The sequence below is a fragment of the Polyangium sp. y55x31 genome (assembly GCF_029946505.1).
Classification (GTDB): domain Bacteria; phylum Myxococcota_A; class Polyangia; order Polyangiales; family Polyangiaceae; genus Polyangium.
The window spans coordinates 819,761-837,768 of the sequence record NZ_JARZHG010000001.1 but is presented as its reverse complement, the minus strand read 5'-3'; the positions used below and the strand labels follow the sequence as shown (position 1 = coordinate 837,768).

The 18,008-nt window shown below is 68.1% G+C and carries 13 protein-coding genes; 6 read left to right on the top strand and 7 right to left on the bottom strand.

The features are described 5' to 3' along the window. Positions 1–35: 35 nt before the first annotated feature. Both QHF84_RS02965 and QHF84_RS02960 read left to right on the top strand, forming a co-directional pair. Positions 36–1,298, top strand: coding sequence for a TRAP transporter small permease subunit (locus tag QHF84_RS02965; protein WP_281311613.1), 1,263 nt, complete (start codon positions 36–38; stop codon positions 1,296–1,298). Next, positions 1,295–2,959: a TRAP transporter large permease gene (locus QHF84_RS02960; RefSeq protein ID WP_281311612.1), complete on the top strand. Its 1,665-nt coding sequence runs from the start codon at positions 1,295–1,297 to the stop codon at positions 2,957–2,959. Before QHF84_RS02965 ends, QHF84_RS02960 begins: the two co-directional genes overlap by 4 nt. A 318-nt stretch (positions 2,960–3,277) precedes the next feature. Here the strand turns inward: QHF84_RS02960 and QHF84_RS02955 are convergent, their stop codons facing one another. From QHF84_RS02955 to QHF84_RS02930, 6 genes are all read right to left on the bottom strand, one after another. Beyond that, positions 3,278–4,204 carry a TRAP transporter TatT component family protein gene (locus QHF84_RS02955; RefSeq protein ID WP_281311611.1) on the bottom strand — a complete coding sequence of 309 codons (927 nt, stop codon included), beginning with the start codon at positions 4,202–4,204 and terminating at the stop codon, positions 3,278–3,280. A gap of 42 nt (positions 4,205–4,246) precedes the next feature. Further along, a complete protein-coding gene (locus QHF84_RS02950; protein WP_281311610.1) occupies positions 4,247–6,316 on the bottom strand; it encodes a bifunctional aldolase/short-chain dehydrogenase in 2,070 nt (689 codons plus the stop codon). A 95-nt stretch (positions 6,317–6,411) separates the two neighbouring features. Beyond that, positions 6,412–7,722, bottom strand: coding sequence for an adenosylhomocysteinase (gene ahcY, locus QHF84_RS02945; protein WP_281311609.1), 1,311 nt, complete (start codon positions 7,720–7,722; stop codon positions 6,412–6,414). Then, positions 7,719–8,768: a methyltransferase gene (locus QHF84_RS02940; protein WP_281311608.1), complete on the bottom strand. Its 1,050-nt coding sequence runs from the start codon at positions 8,766–8,768 to the stop codon at positions 7,719–7,721. Before QHF84_RS02940 ends, ahcY begins: the two co-directional genes overlap by 4 nt. Before the next feature lie 125 nt (positions 8,769–8,893). Then, positions 8,894–10,177, bottom strand: a complete 1,284-nt coding sequence (locus QHF84_RS02935) for a pitrilysin family protein (protein WP_281311607.1) — start codon at positions 10,175–10,177, stop codon at positions 8,894–8,896. A 35-nt stretch (positions 10,178–10,212) separates the two neighbouring features. After that, positions 10,213–11,997 carry a peptidylprolyl isomerase gene (locus QHF84_RS02930; RefSeq protein WP_281311606.1) on the bottom strand — a complete coding sequence of 595 codons (1,785 nt, stop codon included), beginning with the start codon at positions 11,995–11,997 and terminating at the stop codon, positions 10,213–10,215. Positions 11,998–12,161: 164 nt separating this feature from the next. Here QHF84_RS02930 and QHF84_RS02925 point away from each other — a divergent pair, with 164 nt between their 5' ends. The 4 genes from QHF84_RS02925 to QHF84_RS02910 all read left to right on the top strand — a co-directional run bounded on the left by QHF84_RS02925 (position 12,162) and on the right by QHF84_RS02910 (position 15,625). Continuing rightward, a complete protein-coding gene (locus QHF84_RS02925; RefSeq protein WP_272423346.1) occupies positions 12,162–12,668 on the top strand; it encodes a hypothetical protein in 507 nt (168 codons plus the stop codon). 76 nt (positions 12,669–12,744) lie between these two features. After that, the gene (locus tag QHF84_RS02920; protein WP_281311605.1) at positions 12,745–13,122 is read left to right on the top strand and encodes a PilZ domain-containing protein; all 378 of its coding nucleotides are present in this window, start codon (positions 12,745–12,747) and stop codon (positions 13,120–13,122) included. Positions 13,123–13,148: 26 nt separating this feature from the next. Next, positions 13,149–13,574, top strand: a complete 426-nt coding sequence (locus tag QHF84_RS02915; protein ID WP_281311604.1) for a hypothetical protein — start codon at positions 13,149–13,151, stop codon at positions 13,572–13,574. Continuing rightward, positions 13,574–15,625 carry an ATP-dependent DNA helicase gene (locus QHF84_RS02910; RefSeq protein ID WP_281311603.1) on the top strand — a complete coding sequence of 684 codons (2,052 nt, stop codon included), beginning with the start codon at positions 13,574–13,576 and terminating at the stop codon, positions 15,623–15,625. The genes QHF84_RS02915 and QHF84_RS02910 overlap by 1 nt, the downstream gene beginning before the upstream one ends. Here QHF84_RS02910 and QHF84_RS02905 read toward each other — a convergent pair. Beyond that, positions 15,622–17,904, bottom strand: a complete 2,283-nt coding sequence (locus QHF84_RS02905; protein WP_281311602.1) for a CapA family protein — start codon at positions 17,902–17,904, stop codon at positions 15,622–15,624. The genes QHF84_RS02910 and QHF84_RS02905 overlap by 4 nt on opposite strands. Positions 17,905–18,008: the final 104 nt, after the last annotated feature.

The following is an 18,008-nucleotide window of genomic DNA, read 5'->3' as shown; positions in this document are numbered from 1 at the left end:
TTACCGGGGCTTCATGAAACCGTTAATGTCGCGCCATGGCAGGCGAACGCGACGACGACGGCCAGGGCGACGACGAAAAGAAAGACCCGGCCGAGGGCGAAGGGCCCAGCGAATCCGACGCTTCAGCGAGCACGGAGAAGGGCGAAGCAGAGGACGCATCGGCGCGTGAAGAGGACGCGAAGGCCCACGCGGAGCCGCCACGCGTAGGCGCCGCGTGGGGCCAGCCGTTCGTGCGGATCGAGCGAGCGCTCACGTGGTTCGAATCGCGCCTGCTCTTCGTGGTGCTGCTCGCGCTCGTGTTCTCGCTGGTCGCGTGGATCTCGCTGCGCGGCATGGCCGCGCCGGTGCAAGCGGAGAACGCCGCCGGGACGGTGTTTCGCGCGCTCTTCGGCGCGGCGATCCTCGGCGCGCTGGCGCGGTTCGGGACGGCGCGCGCGAAGGTCGACGACGAGACGAAGCGCGCAATCGTGACGATCGTGGCGATGGCCATCGGCGCAGGCATCGCGCCGGCGTGGCGCAAGGTGGGCGTGGATCACTTCGACGCGATCCTGAACTGGCTCCAGGAGGGCTCGGCGCTCACGCTCGTCGGGGGCCTGCGTGGAGTCGCCACGCGCCTCACGTTGCTCGTCGCGCTCATCGGCGGCTCGCTCGCGGCGGCGCGATCGAAGCACATCAACATGGACGTCGTGCTGCGCTTCATGCAGCCGAAGCTCCGCCCCTTCGTGCACATCGCGGGCGCCCTCGCGACGGCCGTCGTCTGCTTCACCGCAGGCTTCGGCTTCCTCGACTACATCTCGATCGAGGGCTTCGGGCAGCGAAGGGAGGCGCCGATCGCGGAGAAGGTCTCGGGCATCGCGCACACCTCGTCGCTGCACCTGTTCGTCCTGCGCAAGCAGCTCGCGCTCGATCTGCGGGCCATGCCCGGCGTCGTCTTCAAGGGCGTCCGCTGGGACGATCCTTCACGCATGAACGGCCGCACGTGGAACACCTGGCTCGACGAGGCGGGCTTCGCCGAGCGCTTCACCGCGGAGGAGCTCGCGAGCATGAAGGCTCCGCCGGGCGCCGAAGAAGAGCCGCGTATCGCCATCGTGAACCTGCCCGGCGAGAGCGCGCGCGGCGTGCTCATACACGACATGAACCTCATGTGGGTCGTGGGGCTCTGGATCATCGGCCTGCGCGTGCTGCTCCGCGCGCTGCTCGTCGCGTCCGGCCACGCCTCGGTCGAGTCAGAGGCCGAAGAGCCGGATGAAGACGGCGCGCCAAATGCGCCCGCAGCGGCGGGGGAGGGGGCGCAATGAAGGCCTGGGTGATCGTCCTCATCGTCCTCACGCTCGTGGGGATGCCGCTCTTCGCCGTGATGGGCGGCATCTCCATCCTGTCGTGGCTCGGCTCGGATCTGCCCGATCAGCGCTTCGTCCGGTTCATCGCGGCGAACGTGCTCGAAGACAGGTTCTCGAACACGCCCATCCTCGCCACGATCCCGCTCTTCACGTTCGTCGGCTATTTGATGGCCGAATCGAAGACGCCCGATCGCATCGTCCGCGCCGCCTCGGCGGTGCTCGGCTGGATGCCCGGGGGCCTCGCGATCGTGTGCACCGTGGCGAGCGCGTTCTTCGCGACGCTGACGGGCGGTAGCGGCGTGACCATCGTCGCGATCGGCGGCCTGCTCTATCCGGCGCTTCGCCGTCAGGGTTATTCGGAGAAGTTCACGCTCGGCCTCGTCACGACGGCCGGGGCGATGGGCCTGCTCTTCTTCCCGAGCCCGCTCGTCATGATCTACGCCTTCATCGCGGGCGTGGACGTGACGCGCGCCTACAAGGCGACGCTGCCCCCGGGCCTCCTCTTGATGGTGCTGCTCTGCGGCTACGCGTTCTACGAGGGCAAGCGCTCACGCATCCCGCGAGCAAAGTTTGACCTCAAAGAAGCCGGCTCCGCGATCTGGCACGTGAAGTGGGAGCTCGCGACCCCGCTGCTCGTCGCCCTCGGCCTGGCGACGGGGCTCATGGAGCTCGACGAGAGCGCCGGCGCGGCCGTGATCTACACGCTGATCGTCGAGGTCTTCGTCTACAAGGATCTGACCCTGCGCAAGGTCGTGAGGGTGGCGAAGGACGCGATGATGCTCTCCGGGGCGATCATCCTCATCCTCGCGATGGCCACGGCCATGACGAACTACATCATCCAGGCCGGCATGCCGCAGGCGATCCTCGAGTTCTTCATGGAGCGAGGAATGAACGCCGCCTGGCAGTTCATCCTGGTCCTGAACTTCTTCGTCTTCGTGCTCGCCATGGTGATGGAACCGTTCGGCGCGCTGCTCGTGGCGATCCCGCTGCTCATCCCGCTCGCGGCGACGTTCCACATCAACCCGTTCCACCTCGCGGTCATGTTCCTGTTGAACCTCGAGATCGCGTACGTGACGCCGCCCATGGGGTTGAACCTCTTCATCGCGAGCTTCCGCTTCTCGCGGCCGATCATCGACGTCTACCGCGTGGTCCTGCCCTTCGTCGCACTGCTCGCCGTGGGGCTCGGCCTCGTGATCGTCGCGCCATCCATCTCGAGCTTCACCATCGCGGGTGACGTCGCAAAAGCGCGGGCGCAGGCCGCACAGGACGGGACCGCGCCGCGCGAGGCATGGCTGCTCGAATGCGTGCAGGAGGACACGAACAACCTCAAGCCATGCTCGAAGGAAGACATCGCGAAGTGGGGCGCAGACGGGTTGGGGATCGCGGCGAAGGAAGCCGTGAAGCCAAAGCCCACGGGCGACGTGATCCCGGCCATGGACAGCACCCCGGATGCAGGCGCGGACGCAGGCGCAGGCGCTGACGAGATGGATGCGCTGCTGAAGGAGATGCTCGGCGGCGGAGCCGACGCAGGAGCGCCCGACGCGGAGGCGCCGAAGGCCGCGGATCCGATGGACGATCTGCTGAAGGAAATGCTCGAAGCCGGCAAAGACGGGGGCTAGCTGGGGCTTTGCCCCAGGCCCCAGCAGGGGCTGTCCGCCCCTGCACCCGGACCAGCGCAAGCGCTGGACTCGTGGTCGATGAACTGCGCGATGCGCAGTTCATCGAACGGGCCGAATCAAGACCGTCGACGCCCCTGCCCAGCAAGACAGCGGCGCTGACGGTTCCGCGTGAAACGCACCCTCATGGTCTCGCCACCGGCCTGCTGGAAAAACTGCGCATCGCGCAGTTTTTCCACCTGAGGTCCAGGGCTTGCCCTGGTCCGGGTCGAGGGGCGGATAGCCCCCGCGGGGTCCGGGGCAGCGCCCCGGCGCGACGCTTCAGAACCCGCACTCGCGCATGCGCACCTTGCCGAGGTAACGCGCGGCGCGGCGCTTTGCGACCACGTTTGCGAGACGCTGCTCGGGGAAGACGTCGCCGGCTTCGACGACCTCGGTCAGCGCTTTCACGTAGCTGTCCTTGTCGCCTTTGAAGCAATGGTACTTCGCGGCGTACTGCACCTGCGTCAGGAGCATCTTGCCGCCGTGGATCGCGAGGGACTGATCGAAGTGCTTCTTTGCTTCGTCGAGCTCGGCCATCGCGGTGCGGGCGTGATATGCGCCGAGGATCGTGTGGCCGCTCCCGTTCATGTATTTCGGATCGAGCGCCACGGATCGCTCCATGAGCGCGACGCCGACGAACAGATCTCCGACGGCTGCCGGGTCGTCCTTCAGGATGTTCGTCTTGCTGATCCACGCGTAGCCGGCCCAGAAGAGGGCGGGGGCGTCGCGCTCGGGATCCGTGAACTGCGAGGTGTAGGCGCGGATCGTGTCGTCGTTCTTGCGCGCGCCCTCGAAGCCTGGGTGGTACATCTCGAGGAGCATGAGCGCGTATCGCAGGCCGCGATCGTAGGCCGCGGATGAGCGGTTTCTCAGGTACAGATACCGCGGACCTTCGAGGCCTTCTTCGTCTTCGGCTTGCTCGAGCTCGTCCTCGATGAACGCGAACGTGGCGCTCGTCCAGGTCTTGGCGAGTGCGAAGAGCGCGACCTCGTTGTCCGGGGCGAGGTAATGCATGCCCTCGAACTGGCCGATGCCGTTGAACGCGACGGTCTTCGCGACCTCGTAGTCGGTCAGCGTGTCGATGGCGGCCGAGGCTGTGGCTGTGGCCTCGATCTGGCCTTCGAGGAACATCTTCTTGATGCACCCCGTGCTGGCGAGCGAGAGGGCGGAGAGTGCGAGGACGGAGAGGGTTTGGAAGGGACGCACGACGCGGATGGTACGTCGTCCTCCCGACGCAATTCAATCGACCTACCGCGGGAACGCCGCTGCATTTCCACCGTCGACCGTGATGACGCAGCCTGTCGTTGCCTCGGCCGTGGCGAGGTAGACGAAGGCTTGGGCCACGTCGGTCGCGGTGGTTTCGCGGCGGAGGAGGTTTGCCCGGAAATATTCATCCACGCCGACACCGCGGGCGCGGGCGCGGGCTTCGAGCATGCCGCCGCCGAAGATGCCCGTGCGGATGCGGTCGGCGTTCACGGCGTTCGAGCGGATCCCGTAGGGCGCGAGATCCACGGCGTACTGGCGCGTGAGTGCGACGAGCGCGGCCTTGGGGATTGCGTACGGGCCGAAGTCGGGGCCCTGGTTGAATGCGCTCTTCGATGCGTTGAAGAGCAAGACGCCGCCTGCGCCTTGCTGGATCAGGATGTCGGAGGCGAAGCGCGCGACGTTCTGGTGCCCGAGCAAGTTCACCTCCAGCGAGGCGCGCAGCGCGCTGTCGCCCTGCTCCCCGTGGATCGGCCCCTCGAATGCTGCGCCTGCGTTCGACACGACCACGTCGAGCCCGCCGAAGCGCAGCGTCGCCTTGCGGATCGCCACGCGCACGTCCTCCTTCGAGGTCACGTCGCAGGGCAGCAGGAACACGCGATCGTCGTGTGCGTCGACGAGCGGCTTCGCGGCGCGCTCGAGGGCATCTTCGTCCCGATCCGTGAGCGTCACGTGCGCGCCCGCGGTGAGCAGCGCGCGCGCCGTGGCGAAGCCGATTCCCGAGGCCGCGCCCGTCACGAATGCGACGTGCCGATCGAGCGGTTTGCCCGCGCCCGCGCCCTTCTTCAGCTTCGCTTGCTCCAGGCTCCAGTACTCCACGTCGAAGATGTCGAGCTCGCTCGCGGGCTCGTAGCCGGCGTTCGCCGTGGCCTGCTCGATCACGCCCGTCGTGTGCTCGTAGATGTCGGCCGTGATCTCGGCGTCCTTGCGCGTCTTGCCTACGGTGAACGCGCCGAGGCCCTCGATGAGCAGCACGCGCGGCCAGGGGTCGAGCTCGCGCCGCTCGCCGGGGCGCGCGGCCGAGCAGCGGCGGAAGTAGGCCTTGTATTGCTCGGCGTATGCGGTGAGCGCGGCGTCGAGTGTGGCTTTCGTCTTGTGCCGATCGTCGGGCGAGAGCGGCGGCAGGAGCAGCGGCTTCGGCTTCGTGCGCAGCACGTGATCGGGCGTGGCCGGGCCTATCTGCGTGATCTCTTCGAGGTCGTCGCGGTCGCAGAACGACACCATCTGCGGCGTCATGCGGAACGAGCAGATCCAGCGCTCGCCGGAGGCGCGGGCGAGGGCGCCGCGGATCATCGGCGCGAGGCGCGCGCAGGCGTCGGGCGAGGGGCTCGAGATCGTGCGCCGCGAGAGGGCCGTCGCCTCTTCGAGCCAGCGCTCGGCGCGCGTCACGTTCGCGATCATGCGCTCGTAGCTCTCCATCGCGGTCTCGCCCCACGTGAAGATCCCGTGCTTGTCGAGGATCATCACGTTCGGCTCGCGGCCCGCGCGGGTGAGCGCGCGCCACAGATCCGCGACCTTCTTTGCCAGCGCGAAGCCGGGCATCACGTAGGGGATGAAGAGCACGCGGTCGCCGAAGACCTCGCGCACGAGCTGGTTCGAGCCCGGCTGGTCGACGACGGCGAGCACGGCGTCGGCGTGCGTGTGATCGATGTACTTGAAGGGCAGATAGGCGTGGAGCAGGGCCTCGACGGACGGCGTCGGCGCGCTCGGCTCGAGCATGTGCGAGCGGAGGAGCGCGACCATCTGCTCGTCGGTCATGCTCGGCAGCTCGCAGAGCCTTCGGAGCTGCGCGAGCCGGCAGGCGGGGAAGCCGTCGGGCTCGATCGCGCCGAGATCCCAGCCGCTGCCCTTCACGTAGAGCACCTCGGTCGTGTCGCCGACGAGCTCGGTCACCCGCGTCTTGACGGAGGTGTTGCCGCCGCCGTGCAGCACGAGATCGGGGTCCTGGCCGAGCAGGCGCGACGTGTAGACGCGCAGGGCCAGATCCTCGCCCCAGCGAGGGCCGTACGTCTCGACGAACTGGGCGGCTTCTGCGGCGCGGTACCGTGATTCCACGCCGCGTTCATACCACGGGAGGCGGGCGGATCCGGGCCCGATGGAAGGGACAAACCGCGGCGCACCCGGGGAGGATGCGCCGCGGTGCTCGTCCGTCAGTACCGGTAGTTCTCGGGCTTGAAGGGGCCCTCGACGGGCACGCCGATGTAGTCGGCTTGATCCTTCGTGAGCTGCGTGAGCTCCACGCCGAGCTTGGCGAGGTGCAGCGCGGCGACCTTCTCGTCGAGCTTCTTCGGGAGCAGGTGCACGCCGAGGGGGTACTTCTCGGTCCAGAGCGCAATCTGGGCGAGGACCTGGTTCGAGAACGAGGTCGACATCACGAACGACGGGTGGCCCGTGGCGCAGCCGAGGTTCACCAGCCGGCCGCGGGCGAGCACGATGAGGCGCTTGCCGTCGGGGAAGATGAAGTGGTCGACCTGCGGCTTGATGTTCTCCTCTTTGATCTCGGGGTTCGACTCGAGCCACGCGATCTGGATCTCGGAGTCGAAGTGCCCGATGTTGCAGAGGATCGCCTCGTCCTTCATCCGCAGCATGTGCTCGCCGCGGACGACGTCCTTGCAGCCTGTCGCGGTGACGAAGATGTCGGCGACGTGCGCGACCGACTCGAGCGTGCGCACCTCGTAGCCCTCCATCGCGGCCTGGAGCGCGCAGATCGGGTCGATCTCGGTAATGATGACGCGCGCGCCGAGCCCACGCAGCGACTGCGCGCAGCCCTTGCCGACGTCGCCGTAGCCGCAGACGACCGCGACCTTGCCCGCGAACATCACGTCCGTCGCGCGCTTGATGCCGTCGCCGAGCGACTCGCGGCAGCCGTAGAGGTTGTCGAACTTCGACTTCGTGACCGAGTTGTTCACGTTGAACGAAGGCACGCGGAGCAGGCCCTTGCGGTGCATGTCGTAGAGCCGGTTCACGCCCGTCGTCGTCTCCTCGCTGATGCCGCGGACCGGATCCGGGCCCTCGAAGAGCTGCGGGTATTTTTCGTGAACCATCGTGGTCAGGTCCCCGCCGTCGTCGAGGATCATGTTCGGGCCTTTGCCGCCCTCGAAGGCGTAGAGCTGCTGCTCGATGCACCAGTCGTACTCCTCGAGCGTCTCGCCCTTCCAGGCGAAGACGGGCACGCCCGTCGCAGCGATCGCGGCGGCCGCGTGATCCTGCGTCGAGTAGATGTTGCAGCTCGTCCAGGTCACCTCGGCGCCGAGCTCGCGCAAGGTCTCGATCAGGACCGCGGTCTGGATGGTCATGTGCAGGCAGCCTGCGATGCGGGCGCCGGCGAGGGGCTTCTGCTTGCCGTACTCGGCGCGCAGCGCCATGAGGCCGGGCATCTCCTTCTCGGCGATGCGGATCTCCTTGCGGCCCCAGTCGGCGAGGCTGAGATCGGCGACCTTGAAGCGGGGTTTTTCGCTCATCGTGTCCTCTTGCTGTTCTCGGCGGTCCCTGTGGATTCCTCGCTGCGCCGACCGACCAGGAGCTGCCAGACGAGGTGCCTGTCCGGGCCGTCTCCCTGCCAGGCGCGCGGGAGACGGCGAATCGTCACGTCCACGAGACCCGCGTCCACGGCCATCCGCCGCAGCGTCTCGGGATCGAAGCCTTGCCAGAGATCGGCCTCCTGCTCGCAGAGGGCCTGATCGTCGTGCGCCTCGTAGTCGATGACGCACACCGCGCCGCCGTTCGGCCGCGCGAGGTTCATGAGCGCGGCCATCGCGCGTGCGGGCTTGGGCGCGTGGTGCAGGACGCGCGCGGCGAAGACCACGTCCGCGCCGCCGGCGTCACCCGCCCGCGACTCGACGCGCGCGCGGAGCTCGGGCGCGTCGTATTCGCCCTGCACGAGCTCCACGTTCGCGAGCTCGTGCCGGCGGATGCGCTCTTCTGCGAGCGTGAGCTGCGCCTCGGCGCGATCCACCGCGATGACGCGTTCGAAGAGCGGAGACAGCACTTCGAGCAGCGCGCCGTCACCCGTGCCCACGTCGATCGCGAGGGCTCGATGCGGAAGAAGCGGCGCGATCGCGGCGAGATACGCACCCAGCTCGAGCGGCGGCCCGGACCGCACGGGCCTCCCACCGCGCGCGAAAAACTCCCGGGTCGCGGCGTCGCGACCGGCGATCACTTCGCCGATCCGCTCCATCGTCCCGTCGGCCTCGCAGGCCGCGGTCCCGGCCCGCACTGCGTCGGCCACGACCGGATCCGTCGCGGCGCCCGGCGAGAGACGCAGCAGCGTCCACGTGCCTTGCTTGCGCGCGAGCAAAAGGCCCGCGTCGCGGAGCGCTGCCGCGTGCCGTGAGATCTTCGGCTGACCTTCCCGGAGCAGCTCCGACAGCTCCCCGACGCCGAGCTCCTCGGCTGCGGCCAGCGCGAGCAGCCGCGGGCGCACCGGATCGGCGAGGAGCCGGTAGAGCTCCCACCGACTCGCGGCGTCCGAGGGCAGACGCCCGCTCGGGCCCGTCGGGTCGTGCATCACGTCTCTTGCTATATGCGTTCATGCGCATGCATGCAAGAACGATCCGTCCCGACCTCCCGCTTCGATAATCACTTCAATAATGACGCCCGCTTTTGCCCTTCACGCGCCTCCGTTTTGGTGCGTTATCCCCCGAATCCCTTGACCGCCCGCTCCATCCGCCCCTCTTCGGCGCGGCTGAGCAGGCCCACCGCGATCGTGCTCATCCGCTCGGGACGGAATACCCGCTGGGCGGCATCCCGCACGTCGGCGACCGTGACGCTCGCGAGCTCCTCGTGCCGCGCCATCGGCGTCCGCGCGATGTTCGCGAAGGCGGCGAGGCCGTAGAAGCTCGCCACGGCCTCGGCGTCGTCGAGCATCGCCTCGACGGACCAGAGGTGACGGTTCTTCGCCTTGTCGAGCTCCTCGGGCGTGGGCCCGTGCGACGCGAGCTCGTGCACGAGGGCGAAAATCTCCTTCAGCACCACGGTCGCGCGCTCGTGCGCCGCGCCCGCAGCGATGTCGACGACGCCGTCGTCCTCGTACGCCTCGAACATGCCCGAGACGTCGTAACAGAGGCCGAGCCGGTCGCAGATCCGCTCGTAGAGGCGCGTCGACATGCCGTCGTCGAGCACGCGCAGGAGCATCTCCACGCTCGGCTCGAGCTTGTCCTTTTCGCTCACCGCGCGGAACGCGACGCGCAGCTCCGTCTGGCTCGACTGGTTCTCGACGAACGAAAAACGCGGCTTCTTCTGGCCGTTCGGCGGAGGCGACGCCTGGATGCGGCTGCCCTTCGGCATCGCGGCGAAGGCGCGCTCCGCCGCCTTGATCACGCGATCCGGATCGAGGTTGCCCGCGAGGCAGAGGACCGCGTTCGACGCGGTGTAGTGCCGCGCGTGGTGGGCGCGCAGCATCGGCGCGTCGAAGAGCGCGAGCGTGTCGAGCCCGCCCGTGATCGTGTAGCCGAGCGGGTGATCCTGGTACATCAGGGCGCGCGCGAGGTTGTCCGCGTCGATGATCCGGCCGTCGTCGTCGAGGTCTTCGAGGATCTCCTCGCGCACGATCCCGCGCTCGATCTCGAGGTCCGAGAAGCGCGGATCCGTCGTCACCTCTCCGAGCAGCGAGATCACCTGCTCGAAGTTCCGCGGTGGCACGGAGATGCTCATCACGCCGTGATCCACGTAGGTCGCGGCGTAGAGCGTGCCGCCGAGCCGCTCGAACGCGAGGGCCTGCGCGTGGGCCGAAGGGAGGTCCTTCGTCCCCCGGAAGACCATGTGCTCCAGGAAATGCGAGATCCCGTTGGTCTTGGATGTCTCGAAGCGGGAGCCCGTGCGCAGGAAGAGCGCCGCGACCGCGCGGTGCACGCTCGGCTGCGGGACGATGACGAGAGGCAGCCCGTTCGGGAGGACGAGGTCTTGGTGGATCAGCATCCGCCCTCACGAATGATGCATTCGGACCCGTTCCGCTACTCTCCGAAGTCCTCGGCGCCATCCTTGGGCGGCTTCGCTTCGGTCGTGAACTCGGCGCCGCCGAACTTGATCTCCGTCCCGAGCGTGTTGCGCAGGCGCGAGATGTAAGCGACGAGCGCGTCCTCCTGCTTCTCCTCGCGGAACTGGGCCATGAACGCCGGGCGATCCTTCTCCCAGTCCTCCTTCGAGGCGGGCTTCTTCTCCTTGAGGACCATCACGGCGTAGCCGGTGAAGAGCTGGACGATCTCGTCCGCGGCGTCGCCCGGCTTCTCCAGCTTGAAGGCCGCGGTCGCGGCGTTCGAGCCCGGCATCATGCCGGGGATCGGGCTGCCCGAAGCGTTGAACGGAAGGCTCGACTCCACGACGGGGCGCTGCGGATGCTTGCGCACGGGCGACTCGGCCGCGGCCTCGTCCTTCTTCGCCTCGTCCTTCGTGTCGTCCTTCTTCTTGTCGTCCTTCTTGGCCTTGCCGTCCTTCTTCTCGTCCTTCGTGGCGAGCTTCGCTTCGAGCTCGGAGAGGTAGGTATCGACGGCCTGGTCGAGCGTCTTGCCGCCCTTCACCGCCGCGAGGATCGCCTTCGCGGCCTCGGCCGTCAGGCGCTCGGTCTCGAACTTGAGGTAGAGATCCTCGTCGACCTCGGCGCGGCCCACGGCCTCGGCCTCGAGATCCTTCGCGACCTTGTCGACGAGGACGAGGTGATAACCGAACTCGCTCTCGACGATGTCCGTCACCTTGCCGGGCTCGGCCTTGAGCATCGCGTCCTCGAAGGGTTTTACCATTTTGCCCTTCGTCACACAGCCGAGCAGGCCGCCGCGCTCCGCGCTGCCGTCCTCGCTCATCGCGCGGGCCACGTCGGCGAAGCTCTCGCCCTTGTCGAGCCGCGCCTTCGCCTGCTCGATCTTCTCCTTGGCCTTCGCCTTCGCGTCGGCGGGATCGGCGTTGTCCTGATCGATCTTCGCGAGGATGTGACGCGTCACGCGGCACTCGGGCAGGTACGAGGACTTGCGCGAGTTCCACTGGCGCTCCTCCTCCTCCTTGTTCAGCGCGACCCACGCGTCGATCGCCTTCTGCGACTTGTCGGCCACGAGATCCGCGAAGAAGCGCTTGTCGAGCCGGACGTAGGAGACGGTGGCCGTCGACTTGTCCTGGTTGTACCGCGCGAACGCCTCGGCCTCGCCCACGACCGCGCGCGAGCGGACGAGATCACGCATGCGCGCCGCGATGATCTCTTCCTTCTGGTACTCGCGGAACTCCTGCGGGCTCATCTTGGCGACCATGCGGACCTCGCGCTCATATGCTTTGAGGTCGAACTTTCCGGTCTGCCGATTCTTGACGTTCAGGTAGCGGAGCATCGGGCCGCCCATGCCCATGTACGCGGCGCCGCGGGGATCGACGACGCGGCCGTCGGGCATCGTGACGGGCGAGACGGGCATCGAGACGTGCATCCGGCCCGAGGTGAGCTCGGCGTTGAGCTCGTCGTCCGAGATGGTGATCCCGAGCCGCTTCGCGTCCTCGTTCAAGAGCTGCCGTTCGACCAGACCCTCGGCCGTGATCTTGCGGAGGTTGCGCTGGCGCAACCACTCCTGGTCGGCGCCGCGCGGAGCGAGCATGCGGTACGAGGCCCAGTAATGGCCCGACGAGATGCACGCTCCGCGGATCTCCACGGCGCACCTCGCGGTCTCGACCATCTGCTGCGATGCGTTCGGCCGGAACTGGACGATGAAGACGAGGGCGATGGCGATGACGGCGAAGCCGCCCAGGATGCTTGTCAACTTGTTCACGTGCTCGAGCTCCGCATCCAGCGTGGCGAGGTCAGAATCCTCGCACGGGATCAACGAGGCCCCGGCATAGCACGACTTCAAGTGAGAGGCGCTGGCGGAAGGGCTCCTTTGGCCACGTCGAACGGCTCGACCGCCCGGCGCGTGATGAGTAAGCTCCGGGTCCCATGGCCACACCGAAAAACATGCTGCCGGATTGCGGGCTCTACCTGACGTCGCAGCCGCTTCCGGGCAACGAGCAGAAGGTCCCTGCCAACACGATCGTGTATTTCCACAATCACTCGGACAGCGGCCTTCCTCAGATCATCACGCCCGACCACAACATCCACAACCGCTGGCATTTCCACGGCCCGGGCATCGAGTTCCGCGGCCTCAACTGGGCGGGCACGTTGAAGAAGCTCACGCCCGAAGGGTTTTACACGCTGCGCCGTGAGCTCACCTTCGACGGCGGCTCGTGGCCGAAAGGCGCGATCGTCCAGCTCGGCTACACCCGCGAGGGCGACCCGATCCTGTTCATCGGCCGCGTTCGCTCGCGCCTCGACGAGAACGACCTGTTCTTCTCGGACAAAGGCCTGAAGCTGAAGCGTGATCAGCTCAACGTCCTCGAGCCCGCGCCGGTCTACCAGGAGCCCGACGACGGTTCGAGCGGTCACGCCCCGAACGCCACGCACTGAGGCCCGGGCGAACCCAGCAGGAAAACCCCGTACGTAGGCTGACAACACGAGGCTCGCTGCTACGCTCCCGAGCCTCGTGAAACGCCGCTCTTTGACGCCGACCCAGTGCGCTCCTCCGTCCGTGGCCGCGTTCGGCCGCCGCGCCTCGGCGCGCCGCCCGTTCACCGAGCGGGTGGTGTTCCGTCGCGGGGAGAGGGAGGTGCACGGCTTCGCGCTCAACATCAGCCTGGGCGGTTTGCGCGCGATCCTCGACGAGTCCGTGGGGCTCGGCGAGTGCTTCGAGGTGGGCCTCGGTGACGAGGGGTCGCGATCCGGCCGGGTCGTCTGGATCCAGGAGGAGCTCGGCGGCGCGATCGTCGGGCTCGCGTTCCTCGACGCACAGGCGACACGCGAGCCCGAGCGGCCCCTTGACGTTTCTCCACGAAGTTGCGAGCCTTGGGCCCGGTCCAAATAATCTGGGGGGCCCGGAACGATCGGACGATGCCGACCCCGGCCGAAGTCAAAAAAGCTTTGATTGCCGCAGGGTTCGAGGTGTACCGCACGCGCGGTGACGTCGTACACGTCGCCGAGCGCGCGCGGGAGAACCTCATCATGGACTCGGGCGTACGCGTGCACGCGAGCGAGGTCGCGGTGGGCCTCGTGCTGCGCGCGCAACGCAGCGATTTCCCGCACGACCCGGACGACGCGATGTTCGAGCGCGCGCGCGGGCTCGCCGTCGCTGCAGAGGAGCGCGGGTATCACGAGGTCGGGACGCAGATCACGCGCCTGCCAGACCCGAGCGACGAGGAGCGCACGCTCGATAGCTGGTTCGAGGTCTCCTTCGAGAAGCGCGTGGCGGGGCTCGACGAGGCGATGACCGAGGTCGGCTTCGCGCTCTCGCTCGAGAAGGCGGCGTCGCGGTCGTAGTGCGCGACGACGACGACGTCGAGGCCGACGAGGGGCACGAAACACCAGCGAGGGAAGGGCGTGCGCGCCGGCTGCTCGGGCCGCAGGGGCCGCTCGCGCGCGCGTTCGAGGGCTACGAGGATCGCGAGGGGCAGCTCGCGATGGCCGACGCGGTCGAGCGCGCGCTCGACGAAGATCGCGTGCTGCTCTGCGAGGCGGGCACGGGCACGGGCAAGACGCTCGCGTACCTGGTCCCGGCGATCCTGAGCGGCCGCAAGGTCGTGATCTCCACGGCGACGAAGGCGCTCGAAGAACAAATCTTCGCCAAGGATCTGCCGCTTGTCGCGGAGTACCTCGGGCTTCGCGTGTCGGCGGCGCTCGTGAAGGGGCTCGGCAACTACCTCTGCTTGCGGCGCTTCGATGAGCTCCGAACGAGCCCCGAGTCGCACCACGACGCGGGCATCTCGCGCTCGCTGCCCGTCGTGGAGGCGTGGGCGCGGGAGACCGAGGTCGGTGATCTCGCGGAGCTCGTCACGCTCGCCGAGTCGGATCCGATCCGGCGCGAGGTGTGCTCGTCGAGCGAGACGCGTATCGGCTCGGCGTGCCCGTTCTTCGAAAAATGCTTCGTCACGCGCATGAAACGCGAGGCCGAAGAGGCGCGCGTACTCGTGGTGAACCACCACCTCTTCTTCGCGGATCTCTCGCTCAAGCTCGGTCGCGGCAACGTCCCCGGCGCGGGCGCGCTGCCGCCGTACGACGCGGTGATCTTCGACGAGGCGCACGAGCTCGAAGACATCGCGACCGAGTTTTTCGGCACGCGCATCTCCGGATCACGCGTCGACTCGATGTTGCGCGACGCCGATCGCGCCTTCATCGCGAGCGGGCTCGCCGATCGGATCCTCGGGCGAGGGGAGGGGACCGCGATCGTGGCGATCGTGCGCGAGGCGGCGGATCGGTTTTTTGGGGCGATCGCGAAGGTCGGGGGCGATGCCGCGCGCGAGGGGCGCGTGGAGCTGCGGCGCGAGGTGTGGGCGGGTGAGCTCGTCGAGGCGTATCACCGCTTCGACGAGGCGCTCGAAGCGCTCGCGGGGTACGCGTCGGCGCACGCGATCACGGAGGCGGTCGGGCTCGTGGGCACACGCGCGGAGACGCTCCGCGCGGACGCGGCGAAGATCGTCGACGGCAAGTCGGGCCAGGTGACGTGGGTCGAGGTGCGCGCGCGCTCCGTGTCGGTGGGCGCGTCGGCCGTGGACGTCGGCTGGCTCTTTCGCGAAGGCGTGTTCGAGCGGATCGGCGGCGTGGTGCTGACGAGCGCGACGATGACCGCGAAGGCAGGGGACTTTCGATTTCTGCGCACGCGCCTCGGCCTCGACGAGCGCGTCACGGTGCCGGTCGACGAGCTCGTCGTGCCTTCGCCGTTCGACTACGCCTCGCGCGCGTTGCTCTACACGCCGCGGGATCTGCCGGAGGTCTCGGAGCCCACGTTCCTCGCGGCGTCGGCCGATCGGATCGTGGAGCTCGTGAACATCGTGGGAGGCGGAGCGTTCGTTCTTTGCACCTCCAACCGTTCCATGGCCGCGCTCGGCCGCGCGCTCGCAGGAAGGGTGCCGGGGCCGCTCATGGTGCAGGGGCAAGCGCCGAAGCGGATGTTGCTCTCGAAGTTCCGCGCCGCGCATCACGCGGTCCTCGTGGCCACGATGAGCTTCTGGGAAGGCGTCGACGTGCCGGGCGACGCGCTCCGGCTCGTGGTGATCGACAAGATCCCGTTCGCCGTCCCCACGGATCCCGTGGTCGTCGCGCGGTCGCAGGCGATCGAGCAGGCGGGGCACTCGCCGTTCGCGACGTACACGGTGCCGCAGGCGGCGATCACGCTGAAGCAAGGGTTCGGACGGCTGATCCGCACGCGGCAGGATCGCGGGATCGTGACGATCCTGGATCGACGGGTACGGACGCGCGGCTACGGCGCGCTCCTGCTCGACGGGCTGCCGCCGGCCGCGCGCACCGAGCGCCTCGACGAGGTGAAGGCTTTCTGGTCGAGGCTCTTGGCGGAGGACGCGGCCGAGGCCGACTAGAGCACGCTGAAGGTGCGGTGCCCGAGCGTGACGCCGAGCGAGGAGACGCCCGAGGCGACGTTCGTGAAGCGCACGTGGCTCCAGTTGTTCGGCGCAGGGATCTCGAAGCCGTTCAAGGCGTAGATCGAGCTCTTCTCCCAGCGGATGAGGCCGAAGTCGTCGATGAAGATGCGTGCTTCGCCCGTCGCGGGCGGCGAGGTCCGGAAGTAGAAGCGCGCGCTCGTCGCGCTCGCGGAGGCCGTGACGTTCACGACGAACTGCGTCCAGCCGTACGTGCCCGCGGTCTTCGTGAACGAGTCGGTCGTGCTCAGCGTCGCGCCGCTATCGCTGTACATGCGCGTCGTGAGCGTGAACGGACCCGCGTTGTCGCCCTGGATCCAGCCCGTGATCGTGAGCTTCGAGCCGCCGGGGAAGGAGACGCGGTTGTTGTTGTAGACCGTGATCTCCGACGAGTTCGACGAGTTGCGGAGCATCACGAGCGCGCCCGTGCCGCTGCGCACGACGCTGTTCTCCACGTAGCGGACCGTGCTCTGGTCCCACGCCCGCCCCTCGCTGAAATCGCCGTCGACGTCGAGGTCCTCGAAGTCCCCGTTGATCAGGAGCTCGCGGCCCCACTCGACCGTCGCGCTCGCGCTCGACTTCACGTACGAGAGCGAGTCCGACGGCGCATTGCGCGTGAACACGATGGGCCCGGTCGCCTGGCTCGTCACGGGCGCATTGAACGTCTGGTTCGTCGTCGTCGTCGTGTACTGCGAGGCCGATCGGAGCGCGACGATGCGGTGCCCCGCGGGGAAGACGACCGCGCCGGAGAGCCCGTCCGCGACGTTCACGCCGGCCGGGCTCTTCGGCAGGTACGTCGAGAGGTGCCCGAAATGTCGCCCCGTCCGCGCGAGCCCCTCGCCCGCGACGAGCTTCGTCACGTAGCCCTCGATGCTGATCGGGATGAGATCCAGCCGCGCGACGTCGAAGCCGCCGCCCGCGAGCACGTCGACGTCCGCCACCGCGAGGAAGGACTGGAAGGTCTCGTGCACGTCCTGATCGAAGACGAAGTTGCCGAGCGACATCAGCACGAAGCGCGGCGTCCCGCCCACGTTCACGAGGCCGATGCCGTGCGCGGTGTGTGTGTGGTGCGCGACGACGATCCCTGCGCCGCGGTTCGCGAGCGAGATGAACTTCGAGCGCATCGAGTTCGACGGGTACTCGCTGTACTCCACGCCGCCGTGGATCATGGGGATCGCGAAGCGCTCGGGCGTCTCGGCGTCGATGAACGTGTTCAGGTTCGTGGACGAGGACTCGAGCGCGCCGGCCTTGCTCGGATCGCGGGCGACGAGCAGGTAGTCGAGCTCCGTCGAGCCGTCGGAGACGAGCTCGCTGAAGCCGAGGAGCGAGAGGGGCACGTTGTTGAACGTGCGGAAGATCGTGGTGCCCTCGGCGTTCGTCTCGTTCGAGCCCACGCCGCACCAGTCGAGCCCCGCGTTCGAGACGTGGAGCATCGAGTCGGTCACGCCGGTCGTGAGGTAGTCGAAGATGTGGTTGTTCGCGAGGCTGACGCCGTCGATGCCCGCGTACGTGAGGCCCGCGAGCGTCTCGGGGTACGAGAAGAACGTGTAGTCCTTGTACGGATGCGGAGTGTCGGTGTTCGAGGTGACGGGGGACTCGAGGTTGACGACCGTGTAGTCCGCGGAGGAGAGGGCGTCGCGTACGTACGTGTAGAGCGCCTGCGCATCGGCGGCGCGGGTCGCGGGGCGGATGAGGTCGCCGGCCTCGCCCTCGATGCCGTCGGCGTCGAGGTCCGTGAAGCGGCGGCCCATCATGGTGTCGCCGCCGAAGATGAGGCGTACGCGGCCCGTCTTCGTCGGGTTCATCGCGATGGTGCCGGTGCTCGTGATCGTCTCGCTCGTCGGCCGGTGCAGGTCGACGGGGACGATCTCGCTGTAATGGCCGGGGGCGGTGATCTTGAGCAGAACGTTCCGGCGCTTGAGGCCCGTGATCGTGAAGCCGCCGGACGCGTTCGTGGTCGCCGTCTTGTTCGCGTTGGCCACGCCGTCGCCCCAGGCGAGGACGGTCACCGTGGCGCCCGAGATGGCCTGGCCCGCGCGGTTCTTGACCGTGCCGCTCAGGCTGATGAGGTTCTGCGCGTAGTTCGTGTCGAACGTCGTTTCGGACGTGTCGAACTGGTAAGGCTGCGCGTGCGCCGCCGCCGGCGCGAAGGCGCTCGCAGCGCCGAGGCACACGAGCCCTGCCCGAAGGTGTTTTCCGGTGATGTGGGTCTCCGCCATGGTCCGCTCCGTCCCGTCCTAGAGGGGTCGACAGGGACCAGAGAGCGCTCGCGAGGATGGAAGGGCCGGGTTCGACGCGAGCGCTCGCGGGCCCCGATAGGAAA

Coding starts and splice junctions, on each gene's coding strand:
- QHF84_RS02965 (WP_281311613.1), top strand. CDS start 36: ATGGCAGGCGAACGCGACGACGACGGCCAGGGCGACGACGAAAAGAAA.
- QHF84_RS02960 (WP_281311612.1), top strand. CDS start 1,295: ATGAAGGCCTGGGTGATCGTCCTCATCGTCCTCACGCTCGTGGGGATG.
- ahcY (WP_281311609.1), bottom strand. CDS start 7,722: ATGAGCGAAAAACCCCGCTTCAAGGTCGCCGATCTCAGCCTCGCCGAC.
- QHF84_RS02940 (WP_281311608.1), bottom strand. CDS start 8,768: ATGCACGACCCGACGGGCCCGAGCGGGCGTCTGCCCTCGGACGCCGCG.
- QHF84_RS02935 (WP_281311607.1), bottom strand. CDS start 10,177: ATGCTGATCCACCAAGACCTCGTCCTCCCGAACGGGCTGCCTCTCGTC.
- QHF84_RS02925 (WP_272423346.1), top strand. CDS start 12,162: ATGGCCACACCGAAAAACATGCTGCCGGATTGCGGGCTCTACCTGACG.
- QHF84_RS02915 (WP_281311604.1), top strand. CDS start 13,149: ATGCCGACCCCGGCCGAAGTCAAAAAAGCTTTGATTGCCGCAGGGTTC.
- QHF84_RS02905 (WP_281311602.1), bottom strand. CDS start 17,904: ATGGCGGAGACCCACATCACCGGAAAACACCTTCGGGCAGGGCTCGTG.